Origin of the sequence: Kribbella sp. VKM Ac-2568 (assembly GCF_004345365.1) — a bacterium.
In the GTDB taxonomy this organism is placed as follows: Bacteria; Actinomycetota; Actinomycetes; order Propionibacteriales; family Kribbellaceae; genus Kribbella; species Kribbella orskensis.
Genome location: NZ_SLVF01000002.1, coordinates 556,910 through 571,913, shown reverse-complemented (window position 1 = coordinate 571,913; position 15,004 = coordinate 556,910). Strand labels below are relative to the sequence as shown.

15 protein-coding genes are annotated in these 15,004 nt (G+C 68.6%); 7 read left to right on the top strand and 8 right to left on the bottom strand.

Annotated features, from left to right (window positions below; genetic code table 11):
* Positions 1–19 precede the first annotated feature (19 nt).
* The 4 genes from EV648_RS06515 to EV648_RS06500 all read right to left on the bottom strand — a co-directional run bounded on the left by EV648_RS06515 (position 20) and on the right by EV648_RS06500 (position 5,953).
* Entirely contained in the window at positions 20–1,468 is a 1,449-nt protein-coding gene (locus tag EV648_RS06515; RefSeq protein ID WP_132286137.1) for an MFS transporter, read from the bottom strand.
* Positions 1,465–2,838, bottom strand: coding sequence for an alpha/beta fold hydrolase (locus tag EV648_RS06510; RefSeq protein WP_132286134.1), 1,374 nt, complete (start codon positions 2,836–2,838; stop codon positions 1,465–1,467). The genes EV648_RS06515 and EV648_RS06510 overlap by 4 nt, the downstream gene beginning before the upstream one ends.
* A gap of 101 nt (positions 2,839–2,939) precedes the next feature.
* A complete protein-coding gene (locus EV648_RS06505; protein WP_132286131.1) occupies positions 2,940–5,660 on the bottom strand; it encodes a helix-turn-helix transcriptional regulator in 2,721 nt (906 codons plus the stop codon).
* Between the two features lie 80 nt (positions 5,661–5,740).
* Positions 5,741–5,953, bottom strand: a complete 213-nt coding sequence (locus EV648_RS06500) for a hypothetical protein (RefSeq protein ID WP_132286128.1) — start codon at positions 5,951–5,953, stop codon at positions 5,741–5,743.
* Positions 5,954–6,168: 215 nt separating this feature from the next.
* Between EV648_RS06500 and EV648_RS06495 the strand changes: the two genes are divergently transcribed.
* Together EV648_RS06495 and EV648_RS06490 are read left to right on the top strand one after the other, a co-directional pair.
* Positions 6,169–6,399 carry a hypothetical protein gene (locus tag EV648_RS06495; RefSeq protein ID WP_132286125.1) on the top strand — a complete coding sequence of 77 codons (231 nt, stop codon included), beginning with the start codon at positions 6,169–6,171 and terminating at the stop codon, positions 6,397–6,399.
* 85 nt (positions 6,400–6,484) lie between these two features.
* Positions 6,485–7,534: a lipoate--protein ligase family protein gene (locus tag EV648_RS06490; RefSeq protein WP_132286122.1), complete on the top strand. Its 1,050-nt coding sequence runs from the start codon at positions 6,485–6,487 to the stop codon at positions 7,532–7,534.
* A 49-nt stretch (positions 7,535–7,583) separates the two neighbouring features.
* Here EV648_RS06490 and EV648_RS06485 read toward each other — a convergent pair whose 3' ends face one another.
* The 4 genes from EV648_RS06485 to EV648_RS06470 all read right to left on the bottom strand — a co-directional run bounded on the left by EV648_RS06485 (position 7,584) and on the right by EV648_RS06470 (position 11,197).
* Positions 7,584–8,834: an RNA polymerase sigma factor gene (locus EV648_RS06485; protein WP_132286120.1), complete on the bottom strand. Its 1,251-nt coding sequence runs from the start codon at positions 8,832–8,834 to the stop codon at positions 7,584–7,586.
* A gap of 1 nt (position 8,835) precedes the next feature.
* On the bottom strand, positions 8,836–9,186 hold the full coding sequence (locus EV648_RS06480) for a YciI family protein (protein WP_241994935.1): 351 nt from the start codon (positions 9,184–9,186) through the stop codon (positions 8,836–8,838).
* 95 nt (positions 9,187–9,281) lie between these two features.
* Positions 9,282–9,761, bottom strand: coding sequence for a GNAT family N-acetyltransferase (locus EV648_RS06475; protein ID WP_132286117.1), 480 nt, complete (start codon positions 9,759–9,761; stop codon positions 9,282–9,284).
* 23 nt (positions 9,762–9,784) lie between these two features.
* Complete coding sequence (locus EV648_RS06470) at positions 9,785–11,197, bottom strand: MFS transporter (protein ID WP_132286114.1); 1,413 nt, start codon at positions 11,195–11,197, stop codon at positions 9,785–9,787.
* Between the two features lie 98 nt (positions 11,198–11,295).
* On the opposite strand from EV648_RS06470, the gene EV648_RS06465 reads away from it, so the two are divergent.
* The 5 genes from EV648_RS06465 to EV648_RS06445 all read left to right on the top strand — a co-directional run bounded on the left by EV648_RS06465 (position 11,296) and on the right by EV648_RS06445 (position 14,981).
* Complete coding sequence (locus EV648_RS06465; protein ID WP_132286111.1) at positions 11,296–11,904, top strand: TetR/AcrR family transcriptional regulator; 609 nt, start codon at positions 11,296–11,298, stop codon at positions 11,902–11,904.
* A 130-nt stretch (positions 11,905–12,034) separates the two neighbouring features.
* Positions 12,035–12,313, top strand: a complete 279-nt coding sequence (locus tag EV648_RS06460; RefSeq protein ID WP_132286108.1) for a twin-arginine translocation signal domain-containing protein — start codon at positions 12,035–12,037, stop codon at positions 12,311–12,313.
* 43 nt (positions 12,314–12,356) lie between these two features.
* Entirely contained in the window at positions 12,357–13,730 is a 1,374-nt protein-coding gene (locus EV648_RS06455) for a DUF4331 domain-containing protein (protein ID WP_132286104.1), read from the top strand.
* Positions 13,727–14,113, top strand: coding sequence for a hypothetical protein (locus tag EV648_RS06450; RefSeq protein ID WP_132286101.1), 387 nt, complete (start codon positions 13,727–13,729; stop codon positions 14,111–14,113). Before EV648_RS06455 ends, EV648_RS06450 begins: the two co-directional genes overlap by 4 nt.
* Before the next feature lie 202 nt (positions 14,114–14,315).
* Positions 14,316–14,981, top strand: coding sequence for a fasciclin domain-containing protein (locus EV648_RS06445; RefSeq protein ID WP_132286098.1), 666 nt, complete (start codon positions 14,316–14,318; stop codon positions 14,979–14,981).
* Positions 14,982–15,004: the final 23 nt, after the last annotated feature.

Below are 15,004 nucleotides of genomic sequence, written 5' to 3'. Positions count from 1 at the left end.
AGGACAGTGGGCAGCGACGTCAGTGCATGTGCAGGTGACCGCCACCGCCCGTGCCTCGGGTCTTCGGCATCCGGAGCATCGCGAAGACTGCGACCAGGGTCCCCATCGTGGCGGCACCGACGAATCCGCGGGAGAACGCGTCGGCGGCGCCTGCCGCCGTCGTGAGCGTGCCGGCCGTGCTGGCGACCGCGGAGAGGATGGCGACGCCGAGGGCGGCACCGATCTCGTGGCCGGTCATCAGGAACCCCGACGCGACACCTGCGTGGGAGGCCGGGATGCCTGCCATGGAAACCACCGAGACGGGCACGAACACCATGCCGACCCCGAGACCGAGGATGACCAGTCCTGGGAGGATGTCGACGCCGTACCGCGCGTCGCTGGTGGCGGTTGACAGCATCAGAGCCGCACCGATGGTGAGGACAAGACCCGCGGTCGAGATTGTGCGCGGTGACGCGTGGTTCAACAGGTGCTTGGCGACGACGGTGCCCGCCGTGATGGAGAGGGCGAACGGCAGGAACGAGATGCCGGTCCGCAGGGCGGAGTAACCGAGCACGGTCTGCAGGAAGATCGATGTCAGGAAGACGGTGCCGACCAGGATCCCGGTGACGCCGAGCATCACGGCGGTTCCGGACACCAAGGTGTTGAGCTTCCTGACGTGCGGCGGGAACAGGGGCTGGGCGGCACGCTGCTCGATCTTCAGGAAGGTCACCAGCAGGAGGAACGACAGACCGAAGGCCGCTGTCGTCTGCAGGGACCACCATCCGTGCTTCTCGGTGCCACCAAGGCCGTAGACCAGAGCGGCGAGTCCACCGAGTACCGCGAGGGCGCCCGGGAGGTCGAAGTCACGCAGCGAGGGGCGCTCGGCCCTGTCCTTTGCGAGGATCCGGCGGCCCACGAGGAGAGCGACGAGCCCGATGGGGCCGTTGACCCAGAAGATGAACTCCCAGCTGGACCACGTCGTGATGGCTCCGCCGACGAGTACGCCCGCAGCGACTCCGAGACTGCCGACTGCGCCCCAGAGAGCGAGTGCCGCCTTGCGCTGCGCACCGGCGTACGTGGTCATGATCAGCGACAGCGCGGACGGAGTGAGCAGCGCTGCGCTCAGACCTTGCACCGACCGGGCCGCGATGAGCTCGCCGCCGTTGCTCGCGAACCCACTGACCAGGGAAGCGACGGTGAACAGGCCGAGGCCGGTCAGGAAGACAGTACGACGAGACAGTAGGTCAGCGACGCGTCCGCCGAGCAGCAGGCCGCCGCCGGACATCATCAGGTACGCCGTGACCAACCACTGGAGGTCCCCGCCGCCGAGGTGCAGCGAGCGGCCGATCGAGGGCAGGGCGGTGTTCACGACCGAGATGTCCAGGACGACCAGGATCTGCGCGACCAGTGCGACGCCGAGCACGGCCCAGGACTTCTTCGTGCTGTTCTCCTCGACGACCTGGACAGGACTTTCCTGATGGGTGGTCATTTCGACTCCAGGTGGGATCCGGTGCGGATGGCGGAGATGACCTCGGTGATCGCGCGCGTCGACTCCGCCGCTGCGGGTTCGTCCTCCAGCAGTCCGAGGTGGGACGCCTCGACGACCTGGTGCATGCGGTTGCCGGAGAGGGTTGCTAGTTGATCCTGGGCCGCGGCCCAGCCGGTGTCCTTGAGCGTCTCCGACGCGGTGACGACGGCCAGCGGCAGGTCGTGAAGGGTGGTGAGCGCCCCGGCCTGAGCGAATACCTGATGAAGCATGGACACCTCGTCGCGCATGTTCCGGGCAGCGTGGGCGTTCGCGGTCACGGCCCGCACTCGGTCGGCTGCCTCAGCGGGCAGGTGGGAAGGACTGGCGACAGCGACTACTCGGCTCAGACCGAGACGCGCGAGGGTCGGCGTCAGCGCGGTGATGCGCCGCATGACCGCGTACTGGCCGGGGTAGTCGGGCATCCGGGTGAACTGCTCGGGGCTGGAGCTGTCCAGGAGCACGAGACCGGCGACCTGGTCGGGGTAGCGGGCTGCGTAGGTCATTGAGTAGGTACCGCCGATCGAGTGACCGACGAGCAGGTACGGTCCGTGCTCGCCTGCCTTGGCCAGCAGCGTGTGGAGATCCGTGGCGGCTGTCACGCCGTCCTGGGGATGCTCGGCATCTTCGCTCCAACCCTGGCCGGCACGGTCATATGCGCATACACGACCGGTGCGGGCCACGTCGCCGGTGATCCGGGCCCAGGAGGCTGAGACGCCGCCGAGACCGTTGAACAGCACCACAGTGGGACCGCCGCTGCCCCGGCAGTCCAGGTGCAGTCGGTGTCCGGCGACCTCGAAGGTCCGCCCGGTGGCGGGATAGGTGGTGTCGTTCTGTAGAACGGTGATGTTCTCGTAGGTCGCCCCGATGGAGGCGAGCGCGAGAACGGCCATCACCGGCGTCAGCAGCCGGCGTCCGCGACCGGACAGGGCACGCCGCATCCGGCTGTGCATCCAGACGGCGAGCACCAGAACCAGTACTGGCCAGACCCAGCCGACGGTGGTCAGGACAGCGTGCCCGGGCTGAAACGCCAGGAGTAATAGACCGGATGCTGTCATCGCTGCTGCGGGCAGTCCGGCCCAGCGCTGCGGTTGGGTTGTCAGTCGCACCGACAGGGTCGCCAGCAGACCCCAGCCGATCCCGAAGGCGAGGAGGATCGACCCGGTGATGATGCTTTCGGTCGCGCCGGCGAAGACGCCCAGGGTGAGGGCGAGCGCGATGGTGGCTCCGGCAAGGAGCGACCCGGCGATGATGCGGCCGATGCGCCCTCTTCGGGGCGTAGTCGGTACCTCGGTGTCGGATGTCGGGGCAGCTGCCTGGATCTGGATGCTCATGACGGTCTCGCTCTCGCAGTGGAGTGGTGCACTGCTGTCGAGCGTGGACCGGAACGCGGCTGCTCACCCCGGTCAAATGACCGGGTTCTGCCGGGTAGGTGCTAGCCGAGGTCGAGCCGGGCCAGTTCACCGCGTGAGGTGACGCCGGCCTTGGCGAAGACGTTGCGCAGGTGGAACGCCACCGTCCGGGGAGAGACCCAGCACTGGGCGGCGACGTCTTTGTTGGACAGACCCGAAGTGACGAGCTGGGCGACCTTGAGTTCCATCGGGGTGAGCCTGACCAGCGTGGACGGGTCACGCTTGCGGGCAGTCTCGCCCGACGCCCGGAGCTCCTGGGTCGCACGGCTGACGAGGGTTTCGGCGCGCAGGTCGCGGAAGACCTCGAGAGCCTGCCGGAGGTGTCGCCGTGCCTCGACGCGACGTTGCGAACGCCGCAGCCACTCCCCGTAGGCCAGGTGGGTGCGAGCCTCGGCGTACGGGCGTCCCGAGCGGGTGTGCCAGGAGAGGGCGAGCTGGAACTGCTCCTCTTCCCTTCCGGCTTCGGCGGTCATCGCTTTGCCGTAGGCAACCGCTGCGAGCGCCCACGGCCAACCGGTGGCCTCGGCGTACCCGGCCAGATCCTCCACCCACGCGCGGGCAAGGCCGTTCTCGCCGGCCCGGACCGCAGCGTCGATGCGCTCCATCGCGGCCATCCGGGCCAGGACCGGCAGCCGGAATCGACCTAGGTGATGAGCTGCGCCGAAGGTGTCCCCGGTCGCGGCGGCCCTCGTCCCCTTGGCCCAACGCGTGAGGTCGTGGACCGGGTCGGTCAGGATGCCGAGCGGCTGCGTGGCGACGATGTCGTCAAGTTCGCCGAGCAGAGTGTCGTAGTCATCCCGCACCTGGACGGCCGCGAGCAACGTCAGCCAGGCCAGGGGAGCTGCCGTCAGTGCCGGCTGGTTCATGCTGACGCCGAGCCCGCGAGCTTCTTCAGCCGCGCCGCGCACGGCGGCCAGGTCGCCTCGGACGAGGTGGCTGAAGCAGAGCCGTTGCAGGGCGTAGACCACTGCCATCAAGGCACCGCGTTCTCGGGCTCGGGACAGCATCAGCTCGTAGAACCGCTGGGCCCCGCTGTCGTGCCCCAGTTGAAGCGCCGCGTTGCCCAGGTTGCCCAGGAGGTCGAGGTCGTCGACGGGAGCGCCCGCGTCGAGCGCGACCCGCAGGGACACGATCGCCGCAGCCCAGTTCTTGTCAGCGGCCTGGGTCATGGCCGGCAGGAGCTGTTTGAGGCAGAGCGTCCGCGGGCTGTCCTCGCCGACCTGCGCGGTCAGCAGGTCGTTCATGCTCAGGGCGGCGCCGCTGTCGGCGCCATAGGCGCGCAGGGTGGCGGCCGCCACGCTCAGCTCGAGAGCTCGCAGCGGGTCGACCGCGCAGACTGCCTCGGCGGCTTCGATGAAGATGCGGTGCGCATCCTTCGCCGACCCGATGTTGACCTCGATCCGGCCTCGCAGCCGGGCGATGTCGCTGCGGATGACGGGGTCGGTCGCGGCAGTTCCAGCTGCTGACAGCAGGGTGCGCGACAGACCTGTTTGCCCGCTCGCCCAGGCATTGCGTGCGGCTGCGAAGGTCAGCTCAGCTCGCCGCGGCTCGTGGGCGGTCAGGGTCGAGGCGCGTTGGAAGGCAGCCAGGGCTGCGCCGTACCCACCGCGACGCTCTGCGCGTGATCCGGAGAGCTCCAGCGCGGCTGCCAGTTCCTCGTCAGGACCCTCAGCCGCGCCGGCCCGATGCCACGCCGCTCGGTCCTGGTCACCGACCCCGTCAAGCGCAGCGGCGAGGGCACGGTGGACCCGCCGCCTCTCCGCGGTGGCAGCGGCCTGGTAGATCGCCGAACGCACGAGCGGATGCCGGACCCGGACCGTGGTCTCGTCCAGGACGAGCAGCCCCGACGTCCTGGCCTCATCCAGCTCCTCGTGACCAGCACCCAGGTATGCCGCCGCGCGTCTGACCATCGCGAGGTCGGCGCTGTCGTCGGCGGACACCAGCAACATCACAGACTGCACCGCCGGCGGAAGTCGCCGGCAGCGATCAACGAAGCTCTGCTCGACACGAGTAGTGAGATGGAGCTGAGCAGGCAGCGGCGAGGACCCCTCGAGCTCGGCCTGGCTGAGCTTCGTCGGCAACTCCAGCAGAGCAAGAGGGTTACCGTCCGTCTCGGCGATGAGTCGCTGGGTGACCTCTTCGCTGCGGCTGAGGTCACCTCGCTCGTCCAGCAACGCACGAGCCGCCGATGGCTCCAGCCCCGCCAGCGTCAGGTCCTGGATCCCGGCAGGGCTGAAAGGGGTCGGTACCCCCTCGCGGGCCGAGAACACCATGAGTACACGGTCGGCGCCCAGCCTCCGCGCGGCGAAGAGCAGCGCGTCCGCGGTCCCTGAATCGAGCCAGTGCGCGTCGTCGACCATGCAGAGCACCAGACGTTCCTCCGCTGCCGCAGTCAGCATCGACAGCGTCGCCACCGCAACCATGAAGGGCTCCACCGCGGGCCCTTCCTCTTCACCGAACGCGACCCGCAGGGCTCGGGACTGAGGACCCGGGAGAATCTCGCGCAGTCGCATCACCGGAAGCAGAAGCCGATGCAGCGCCGCGAACGCCAGCGGCGCTTCGGCTTCCAATCCCTGCGTACGCAGAGTCAGCGCGTCGCCGACGTTCCCGAGAAGGTCCTCGAGCAAGGCCGTCTTACCGACGCCTGGCTCGCCGTGAACCACCAGGCTGCGGGCGGAGCCGTGCCGGGCCTGCTCAACCAGTTCGGCCAGCTGAGCGCTCTCAGGCTCTCGTCCGACCAGCACTCTTGCGACCGTACACGCCCGACGCCGGCCGGTCCCGGCCTCGACCCCGGCGCTGAAGGTGCGTCAGTTGGTGGAGGCAACTAACGGGGGAGGCGGCAGCGGGTGGGGTTGTCTTTGCCGGGGGACGGGGTGGTGAGTTGATCCAGCAGTTGATCGTCGGCGAGTTCTGCGTCGTGGTGGGGAGTGGGGCCGCGTCTGATGACTGCGAGTAGCCAGAGCAGGCGTGTCGCGACGACGTCGGACTCGAGCTGTTGCTTCGGCCGCCGGCTGCGCTGGTGGTGACGTCGTCTCATCATTCCCCCTCTCAAAGGTGAGTATCGGAGAAACGGCCGTCAACGTTTCACGACCACGCGGAACGGCCGGACAGGATCCGACGATTGAGCGCTCAGGCAACGATCGCCGTGAGTCCTCGGGGACCTGTCACAAGTTGGCCAGGTGCCCTGTCTTAGCTGGCATCGGGTGGTAGCCAGCTGACGGAAGCGCCCGATCAACGACCCTTGGAGAAGACATGAGTGCCCAGTCCGACAAGAGCCCGTTCCTGCACGAGCTCGAGGTGGAGGTCGAGACAGAGCTCGAGCAGGCCGAGTCGAGCGCGCCGGCGGACGACGTCGTCGTACCGCCCTCGGAGTGGTTGTTCGATCCGACCGACATCGACCGTGAGGAGGCAAGTCTTCGGAGCCTGCTCGGCGCGGTGGAGGCCCTCGAGGGCGACCACCGGCAGGACTCGACGGGACAGTGATGAGCCAGTCTCCGGAGGCGTTCGAGGGAGCGGTCGCTGGAACTGTCCGGGAACATCCCCGCCGGCCGGGAGGTTGTCAACAGTCGTGCATGGTGAATACAAGGTGCCTGGCGGGAAGCTCGTCGTAGCGGATCTGGACGTCGTGGACGGGGTGGTGCGGCGGGCTCAGCTCAGTGGGGACTTCTTCCTCGAGCCGGATGACGCGCTGGAGCGGATCAACGGCGCCCTGGCCGGGTTGCCGATCGAACTGCCGGTGGCGCAGATCGCCGCGCGGGTCCGGGCGGTGCTGGGTGATGGCGTCGAGATGATCGGGTTCTCCCCGGAGGCGGTGGCGGTCGCGGTACGGCGGGCGCTGACCGGTGCGACCGGGTGGCAGGACCACGCCTGGGAGTTCGTGCACGACGTACCGCGGGAGCCCGCGCTGCAGATGGCGCTCGACGAAGTACTGGCCGAGCAGGTCGGTTCGGGGGAGCGGCCGCCGACGCTGCGGATCTGGGAGTGGGCCTCGAACGCGGTCATCATCGGCAGCTTCCAGTCCCTCGCGAACGAGGTCGACCTGGACGGCGCCGCGAAGCACGACGTCACGGTCGTACGCCGGATCAGCGGTGGCGGCGCGATGTTCGTCGAGCCGGGCAACACCATCACCTATTCGCTGTACGTCCCGGAGTCGCTGGTGTCCGGGCTGTCCTTCGTCGAGTCCTACGCGTTCCTCGACGACTGGGTGGTCGGCGCGCTGAACGACCTCGGCATCGCCGCGACGTACCAGCCGATCAACGACATCACCTCGCCGGCGGGCAAGATCGCCGGCGCCGCGCAGAAGCGGTTCGCCGGCGGCGCGGTCCTGCATCACGTCACGATGGCCTACGACATGGACGCCGCGAAGATGCTCGAGGTACTGCGGATCGGCCGCGAGAAGCTGTCGGACAAGGGCACCACGAGCGCGAACAAGCGGGTGGACCCCCTGCGCAGCCAGACTGGGCTGGAGCGGGCCGCGGTGATCGAGCGGCTGGTCGGATCGTTCGCCGGGCGGTACGGGCTGAGCGAGTCGACGCTCGACGAGGAGACCCTCACCGAGGCCCGGCGACGAGTCACGTCCAAGTTCGGGACGCGGGAGTGGCTCACCCGGGTGCCCTGATTCTTCACTTTCGCAGGCCCCGACCGCTCCAGCGGTCGGGGCCTGTTCGTCACCGGCTGCGCAGCTCGTCGAGCCGTTGATTGAGGTAGGCGGCCTCCACCGCGTTGTCGGTGAAGGTCAGAGCCTCCTCGTACGCCGTGAGCGCCGCCTGCCACTGACCCGTACGGCGTAGCAGGTCCGCGTGAGTCGCAGCGAGATAGGGATACGTGGCCAGCGCCGGATCCTCGATCAGCTCTCGCACCACCTCGAGGGCAGCCTCGGGACTATCGGCATAGCTGACTGCCACAGCTCGATTGAGGGCGACGACCGGGGATGGCCAGCGCGCAAGCAGGAGGTCGTAGAGCCCGAGGATCTGGTCCCAGTCGGTCTCCTCCCACCGCCGAGCCTCGGCATGTACTGCGCCGATCGCAGCCAGCAGGCCGAACCGGCCGACCGGTGGCTGTCCGAGTGCCACCTCGACCAATTCGAGGCCCTCGGCAATCAACTCGCCATCCCACTGTGAGCGATCCTGGTCCTGCATCAGGACCAACCGGCCGGCGTCGTCCACCCGTGCGGCTTCCCGCGACTGGGTCAGCAGCAGGTGACCGAGCAATGCCGAGGCCTCGGCGCTGTCCGGGAGCAGGAGATGAACCATCCGCGCCAGGTCGAGACCCCGCCGGGCGAGATCGGGCCGACTCAGCTGATCCCCGAACTTGGCGGTGCTGCCCACGGAGTAGACCAGATGGACCACGTCGAGGACGGCGTCGATCCGCTCGGGGAGCTCGCCCACGCGCGGTACGTGGTACGGGATGCGGGTCTTGGCGATCTTCTGTTTCGCGCGGGTGATCCGCGCCTGCAGAGTGGCCTCCTTGACCAGGAAGGCCTTGGCGATCTCGGCCGACGAGAGCCCGCACACCAGCTTCAGGGTGAGCGCGACCTGGCTCTCCTGCGAGAGCGCCGGGTGGCAGCAGGTGAAGACGAGTCGCAACCGGTCGTCCGGGAACATGCCGGTGCCGCCGTCCTGCGGATCGTTGTCGACCGGGTCGGGCACGAGGAGGGGGAGCTTGCGTTCGAGCACCGCCGATCGCCGCCGCTGCTCGAGGGCCCGGCGGGTGGCGACGGTGGTCAGCCAGGCTCCGGGGCGCCGGGGGATGCCCTCAGCCTGCCAGTGCACGAGAGCCTTGGCGTAGGCGTCCTGGACACAATCCTCTGCGAGATCCAGGTCCGCGGCGACCCGTGCGGTGGCCGCCAGCACGTAGGCCCACTCCTGGTGGTGAGCCTGTTCGATCGCGCTGGCGACCTCCGCCGGTGTCAGAGTCATCTCAGTTGATGATCGGGCGTACTTCGACCCCGCCCATCGGCGAGGGCACCTGCTTCGCGATCGCCAGTGCCTCGTCCATGTCGGCGGCCTCGATGATGTAGTACCCGCCCATCACCTCCTTGGTCTCGACGAAGGTGCCGTCGGTGACCACGAAGCCGCCGTTCCCGTCGGACCGGATGGAGGTCGCCGAGTCGCTCCCGCCGAGCTGCGCGCCACCCCGTAGAGCCGCCCCGTTCGCCTGCGCGAACTCCTGGTGCCGCAGGTGGTTCGCCTCCTCCGCCGGAGGGCCGGCCTCGGCCCACTTCGCCTCGTTGTCGTAGATCATCACCAGGTATTTCCCCACCACTGCCACCTCTCGATCATCAGCCGTGGACCCGCTCGTCAGGTTCCACTGTTACTACACCGATGCGCCAACCCGGCTGAGATCGACACCCCCGGAGGAGAATTTCAGTCCCTCAGAGCCTGCGTGTACGCCGTGGCGTTCCAGGCGGCGACGACCTTCGGGCGGAGGGCGGCGCCCAGGCGGGCGTAGAAGCGCTGGCCGTGGACGTTCTCGGGTTGCATGCCCCAGCTGATGGTGAGTCGCTCGGGCTGTGCGTGACGGGCCAGCTCGAGCATCAGTTCGCGGCCCACGCCGGCGTCCCGGAAGTCGCTCCGGACGTACAGGTCGTCGAGTGCGAGGATGTCCTCGCCGCTCCACAGGTGCGGCCTGCGGAACGCGGACACGTAGCCCACGGCCTGTCCCTTCTGCTCGGCGACGAGGACGATCACGGCGTCGTCGCCGAGCAGTTCACGCCACCGCTCGACGGTGATCGTGACGTGCTCGCCCTGGTCCTGGTGGTCCGCGAGTTCACGGACCATCGTCCTGACGAGTTCCGCGTCCTGGCGGCTCGCGCGGCGGACGCTGAGGCTGGTTGCAGCGTTCATCTCTCCGTCTCCTGGTGATCGGGTCAGTGCGCGTGACGCAGGGCGTTCGCCATCGGCTTCGCCGCCGGTACGACGAACAGCGCCAGTACTGCGGACGCGGCGGCGGTGATCGCGGCAAAGGTGAAGCCGCGGGTGAATCCGGTGCTGCTGGTGCCGGCGATACTCGCGGCCGCGATGCTCGACACCGCGGCAACACCTAGCGCGGCGCCGAACTCGTGGAAGGTGCTCAAGATCCCCGATGCCAGCCCGGCCTCATGATGAGCGACCTGCGACAACGCGGTCGTGGAGGCCGCGACGAAGGAGGCGCCGATCCCCGCGGCGGCGACGCTGATCCCGACCACGACCGTGACCGAGCTGTCCCAGAACGCGGGGAGCGCGGTGCCGATCGCGGCGATCGCCAGTCCGATGAGTGCGACCGGCCGGGGGCCGGTGCGGCCGATGACCTGGGCGGCCGACTGTGCTCCGACGATCGTGGCAAGCGCCACCGGCAGGAAGAGCAGCCCGGTGCGCAGCGCGCCGTACCCCTTGAGGTGTTGCAGGTAGAAGGAGCCGAGGAAGAAGACCGCGATCATCAGCGCGGTGGCGACCAGGATCAGGAAGGTGCCCGCGGCGACGGGTCGCCTGGTCAGGATCCGGACATCCATCAGCGGTGACGCCACGACGCGCTGCAGCGCGACGAACCCGGCGTACAGAACGGCGGCCACGGCCAGCGTGCCAAGGGTGGCGACGCTGAGCCAGCCACGGTCGCCGGCGTTGATCAGCGCGTAGATCGCGGTGCCGGTGCCGGCGGTGACGAGGAGCGCGCCCGGGAAGTCGAGGCGGGCGGTGCTCGGTCCCGGCTGGTCGGCGGGCAGCGTCCGGCTCAGTGCGATCAGGACGACCACGCCGATCGGCACGTTGATGTAGAAGACCCACTGCCAGCCCGGTCCGGCGGTGAGGACACCACCGAGCAGTACTCCGATCGCGGCGCCGCCGCCGCCCAGGGCGGACCAGATGCCGAGCGCCTTGTTCCGTTCCTCGCCCTGGAAGGTCTTGGTAACCACCGACAGGGCGGCGGGGGACAGGAGCGCGGCGCCGATGCCCTGGGCGATCCGCCCGCCGATCAGCATCTCGGCGCCGTTGGCCAGCCCGGTGACCAGCGAGGCAGCGACGAAGACCACCAGGCCGGTCAGCACGATCCGGCGGGAGCCGAACAGGTCCGCCGCCCGGCCGCCGAGCAGCATCAGGCCGCCGAACATCAGCGTGTAGGCGCTCACCACCCAGGTCAGCGTGTCCCGCGCCAGGCCGAGATCCTCACCGATGTGCGGCAGCGCGATGGCCACCACGGTGACATCGAGGATGAGCATGAATTGCGCGACCCCGAGCAGCGTGAGCAGGCGCCACCGCCGCGGGTCCGCGGCGGTCGTCTGGTGACCGCCGCTGGTTTCTCCGGACATGCCGGTCCCTCCCGAATCGATTAAGTTGAACATAAGTGTTCGAGTTAGTTCCTGTACCGTAACCCGTACAGTGGTGTTCGACAAGAGGAGTTTTCGTGGTGACGCAGTCGAAGGCGCCGGCCAAGCGAGCGGACGCGCAGCGCAGCATCGCCGCGATCCTGGATGCGGCGACCGAGAGCCTGAGCCGCAACCCGGACGCCAGCGTCAGCGAGATCGCCAAGGCCGCGGGCGTCGGACGGGTCACGCTGTACGGCCATTTCCCGTCCCGGGCCGACCTGGTCGACGCGGCATTCGCCCACGCGATCGAGGACGGGCATGACGCTCTCGAGGCGGTCGACCTGAGCGGGGACCCGCGGCTGGCGCTGGCTCGGCTGGTCGAGTCCAGCTGGCAGTTGGTGGACCGGTTCCGGTCGCTACTGCTGGCTGCTCAGAGCGTGCTGCCGCCCGGCCGGATCCGGTCGCTGCACGAAGAGCCGATGCAGCGAGTGCAGCACCTGATCGAGCGAGGTCAGGCCGAAGGCGTGTTCCGCAGCGATCTGCCCACCAGTTGGCTGGTCGGCACGATGCACAGCGTCATGCACAACGCCGCCGACGAGATCAACGCCGGCCGCCTGGCCACCGACCAGGCCGCCGACTGCATCACCGCCACGGTCCTGGCCGCCTTCACCCCGCCCGGCCACCGCATCCCCGCCCTGTCCGACCTCTGACGGACCCCCGGCCGGTCGGCGCCCAGAAATTCGCACCCATCCACTCCAGGGGTGGGCGCCGAATGCGGGGTGGACGCGGCGGCAGTCGCCGGCGTCGGGGCCACGGGGAAGACAGGGGAAGGAAACAGTCATGAGTGACGCAACACGGCGCGGATTCCTGGTGTTCGCGGGCGCGGGAACCGCCGCGGCGGTCGGCGCGGCCGGCGCGTTCGCCGTACCGAAGGTGTTCGGTGAGCGGTCCGCCGACGCGGCGACCCAGCTGGAGGCGGCGGACCTGACGAACGCGGAGTCGTTCGTCGTGCACGTCAAGGACGTCAAGGCCGGACGGATGGCGATCATGGTCGGCGAGCGCGAGGTCCTGGTGACCGATCGCGAGCTCGCCGCCCGCCTCGCCGGCGTGACCGGCTGACCGTCAACCACTTCGTACTCGATCCCGCACTGGAGGAATTGTCATGTCTTCGCACCGCGAAGCACCGGAGATCTCGAAGGACCCGGTCGCCGACAACACCGACGTCTACGCGTTCGTCAGCCCGGACAAGCCGGACACGGTGACCCTGATCGCCAACTTCATCCCGTTCCAGAACCCGTACGGCGGGCCGAACTTCTACGAGTTCGGCGACGACGTGCTCTACCAGATCCACATCTCCAACTCGGGTACCGGCCGGGCGGACATCAGCTACCAGTTCCGCTTCCACGCCGAGATCCGGAACAGGAAGACCTTCCTGTACAACACCGGGCCGATCACCTCGATCAAGGACAAGAGCTGGAACCGGCCGCAGTACTACTCGGTGACCCGGGTGGAGAACGGCCGGGCCCGCGTGCTCGCCCGCAACCTGGGGGCGCCCCCGGTCAACGTCGGCGTGCGCAGTACGCCGAACTACGCCAGGCTCGGCCGTCAGGCGATCTACACCTTCGGCACCAACCGCAAGGTGTTCGCGGGCCAGCGGGCGGACGGGTTCTTCGCCGACCTGGGCAGCATCTTCGACCTCGCCACGCTGCGCCCGTTCCAGATGGCGCACCTGATCCCGTCGGCCGCGGCGATGGGCGTGAACGGCCTGCAGGGGTCGAACGTGCACACCATCGCGCTGCAGATCCCGATCACGGACCTGACCAGGGATGGCAAGAGGCCCAAGGACGTGCTCGACCCGAAGTCGGTGATCGGGGTCTACGCGTCCGCGAGTCGCCGGCAGTCCAGGATTCTCGTCGGTGGCGTGCCGGCCGGGCACGGTCCGTACAAGCAGGTCTCGCGGCTGGGCAACCCGCTGTTCAACGAGGTCATCGTGCCGATGGCCGAGAAGGACAAGTGGAACAGCCTGGCGCCCGCCGAGGACAAGCGTTTCGCCAAGTACGTCACGAAGCCCGAGCTCGGCGGGCTGCTCCCGGTGCTGTACCCGGGCGTGTTCCCGAACCTCGCCGCCTACAAGAAGCCCCGCGCCGATCTCGCGGCGATCCTGCTGACCGGGATCCCGAAGGGCGTGGTACCGGGGTTCCAGAACTTCACCGGTCCGGTGCAGGCGGACATGCTGCGGCTCAACGTCGCCGTACCGCCGGCCAAGTCGCCGAACCCGCTCGGTCTGGTGGCGGGCGACGCGGCCGGATTCCCCAACGGACGCAGGGTTTTCGACGATGTCGTGACCGTCGAGCTGCGCGCGATCGCCGGACTGACCATCCCGCTGGTGGACAAGGCCTACAAGCCGGACGCCGCCGCCGGTGCGATCAAGGACGGTACGTCGAACACGAACTCCGACTACCTGACGTCGTTCCCGTACCTCGGGACGCCGGCGGGTGGCTCCCAGTCCAGGCCGGGCATCCCGGCAGCGTCATGAACGCGGTGGAGAATCCCCATGCGGGCAAGGGATCATCGGTGCTCCTGGACATCGGCGGCGACATCGGCGCCCTGGTCATCGCGATGCCGCCCGGACTGGACGGGGCGGAGATCGAGCTGCGCCCGACCGGCCGGCAGGAGCACGGACACGAGCACGGACACGAGCACGGGCACGAGCACGGACATGGTCACGGGCATGGAGACGCGTTCCCTCATGTGGCGGTCGTGCCGCGGCCCTCGCCCGACGGCGAGCTAGTGCACTCGGCGGTCTTCTTCGAGGTTCCCGAGGGGAGTTACGAGCTGTACGTCCGGCCTGACGGGCCGGTGCGGCTGACGGTGGAGGTCAGCGGGGGAGTGGTCACCGAGGTGTCCTGGCCTCGGTAGCTGGGGACAGGGCATGCCATGGACAAGCATGCCCTGGGCAACGAAGAACCGCCGGGGAGTGAGACGACACACTCCCCGGCGGTTCTCTGGAGAAGAAGTCCGGCTTCGCGCCCATCCGGGCGCACCGCGGCGCCGAAGTACCGATGTCAGTCGCGAGCAACGCGGCATCGACCGAATCGTTCCCCCAGAGAAAGAGTTCGTCATGTCCAAGAACCTCGTGCGCGCAGGCATCGTCGCATCCGCGCTGTCCCTGCTCTTCGTCACCGCCGCGTGTGGTGGAAGCGATGACACGTCCAGCGGTAGCCCGTCGACCGGTGCGTCGTCGTCGGCGCCGGCTGAGACGCCGAGTATGTCTCCGTCGATGGATAACGCGGCGGGTCTGGTTGGTCCGGGGTGTGCCGATTATGCGAAGGCGAACCCGACTGGTGCTGGTTCGGTGGATGGGATGGCGGCGGCGCCGGTGGCGACCGCGGCGTCGGGGAATCCGTTGCTGACGACGCTGGTGGCGGCGGTGTCGGGCAAGCTGAACCCGAAGGTCGATCTGGTGTCGACGTTGAACGGTGGTGAGTTCACGGTGTTCGCGCCGGTGGACTCGGCGTTCGCGAAGATCCCGGCGGCGACGGTGAACACGTTGAAGACCGATGACGCGTTGCTGACCAAGATCCTGACCTATCACGTGGTGCCGGGTCAGCTGACGCCGGAGGCGGTGGTGGGGAGTCAGACCACGGTGGAGAAGCAGGCGGTCACGGTGACTGGTTCGGGGGACAACCTGATGGTCAACAACGCCAAGGTGATCTGTGGTGGGGTGAAGACCGCCAACGCGACGGTCTACCTGATCGACTCCGTCCTGATGCCCCCGGCAGCCTGACCCACCGCTGCGTCACTACACCA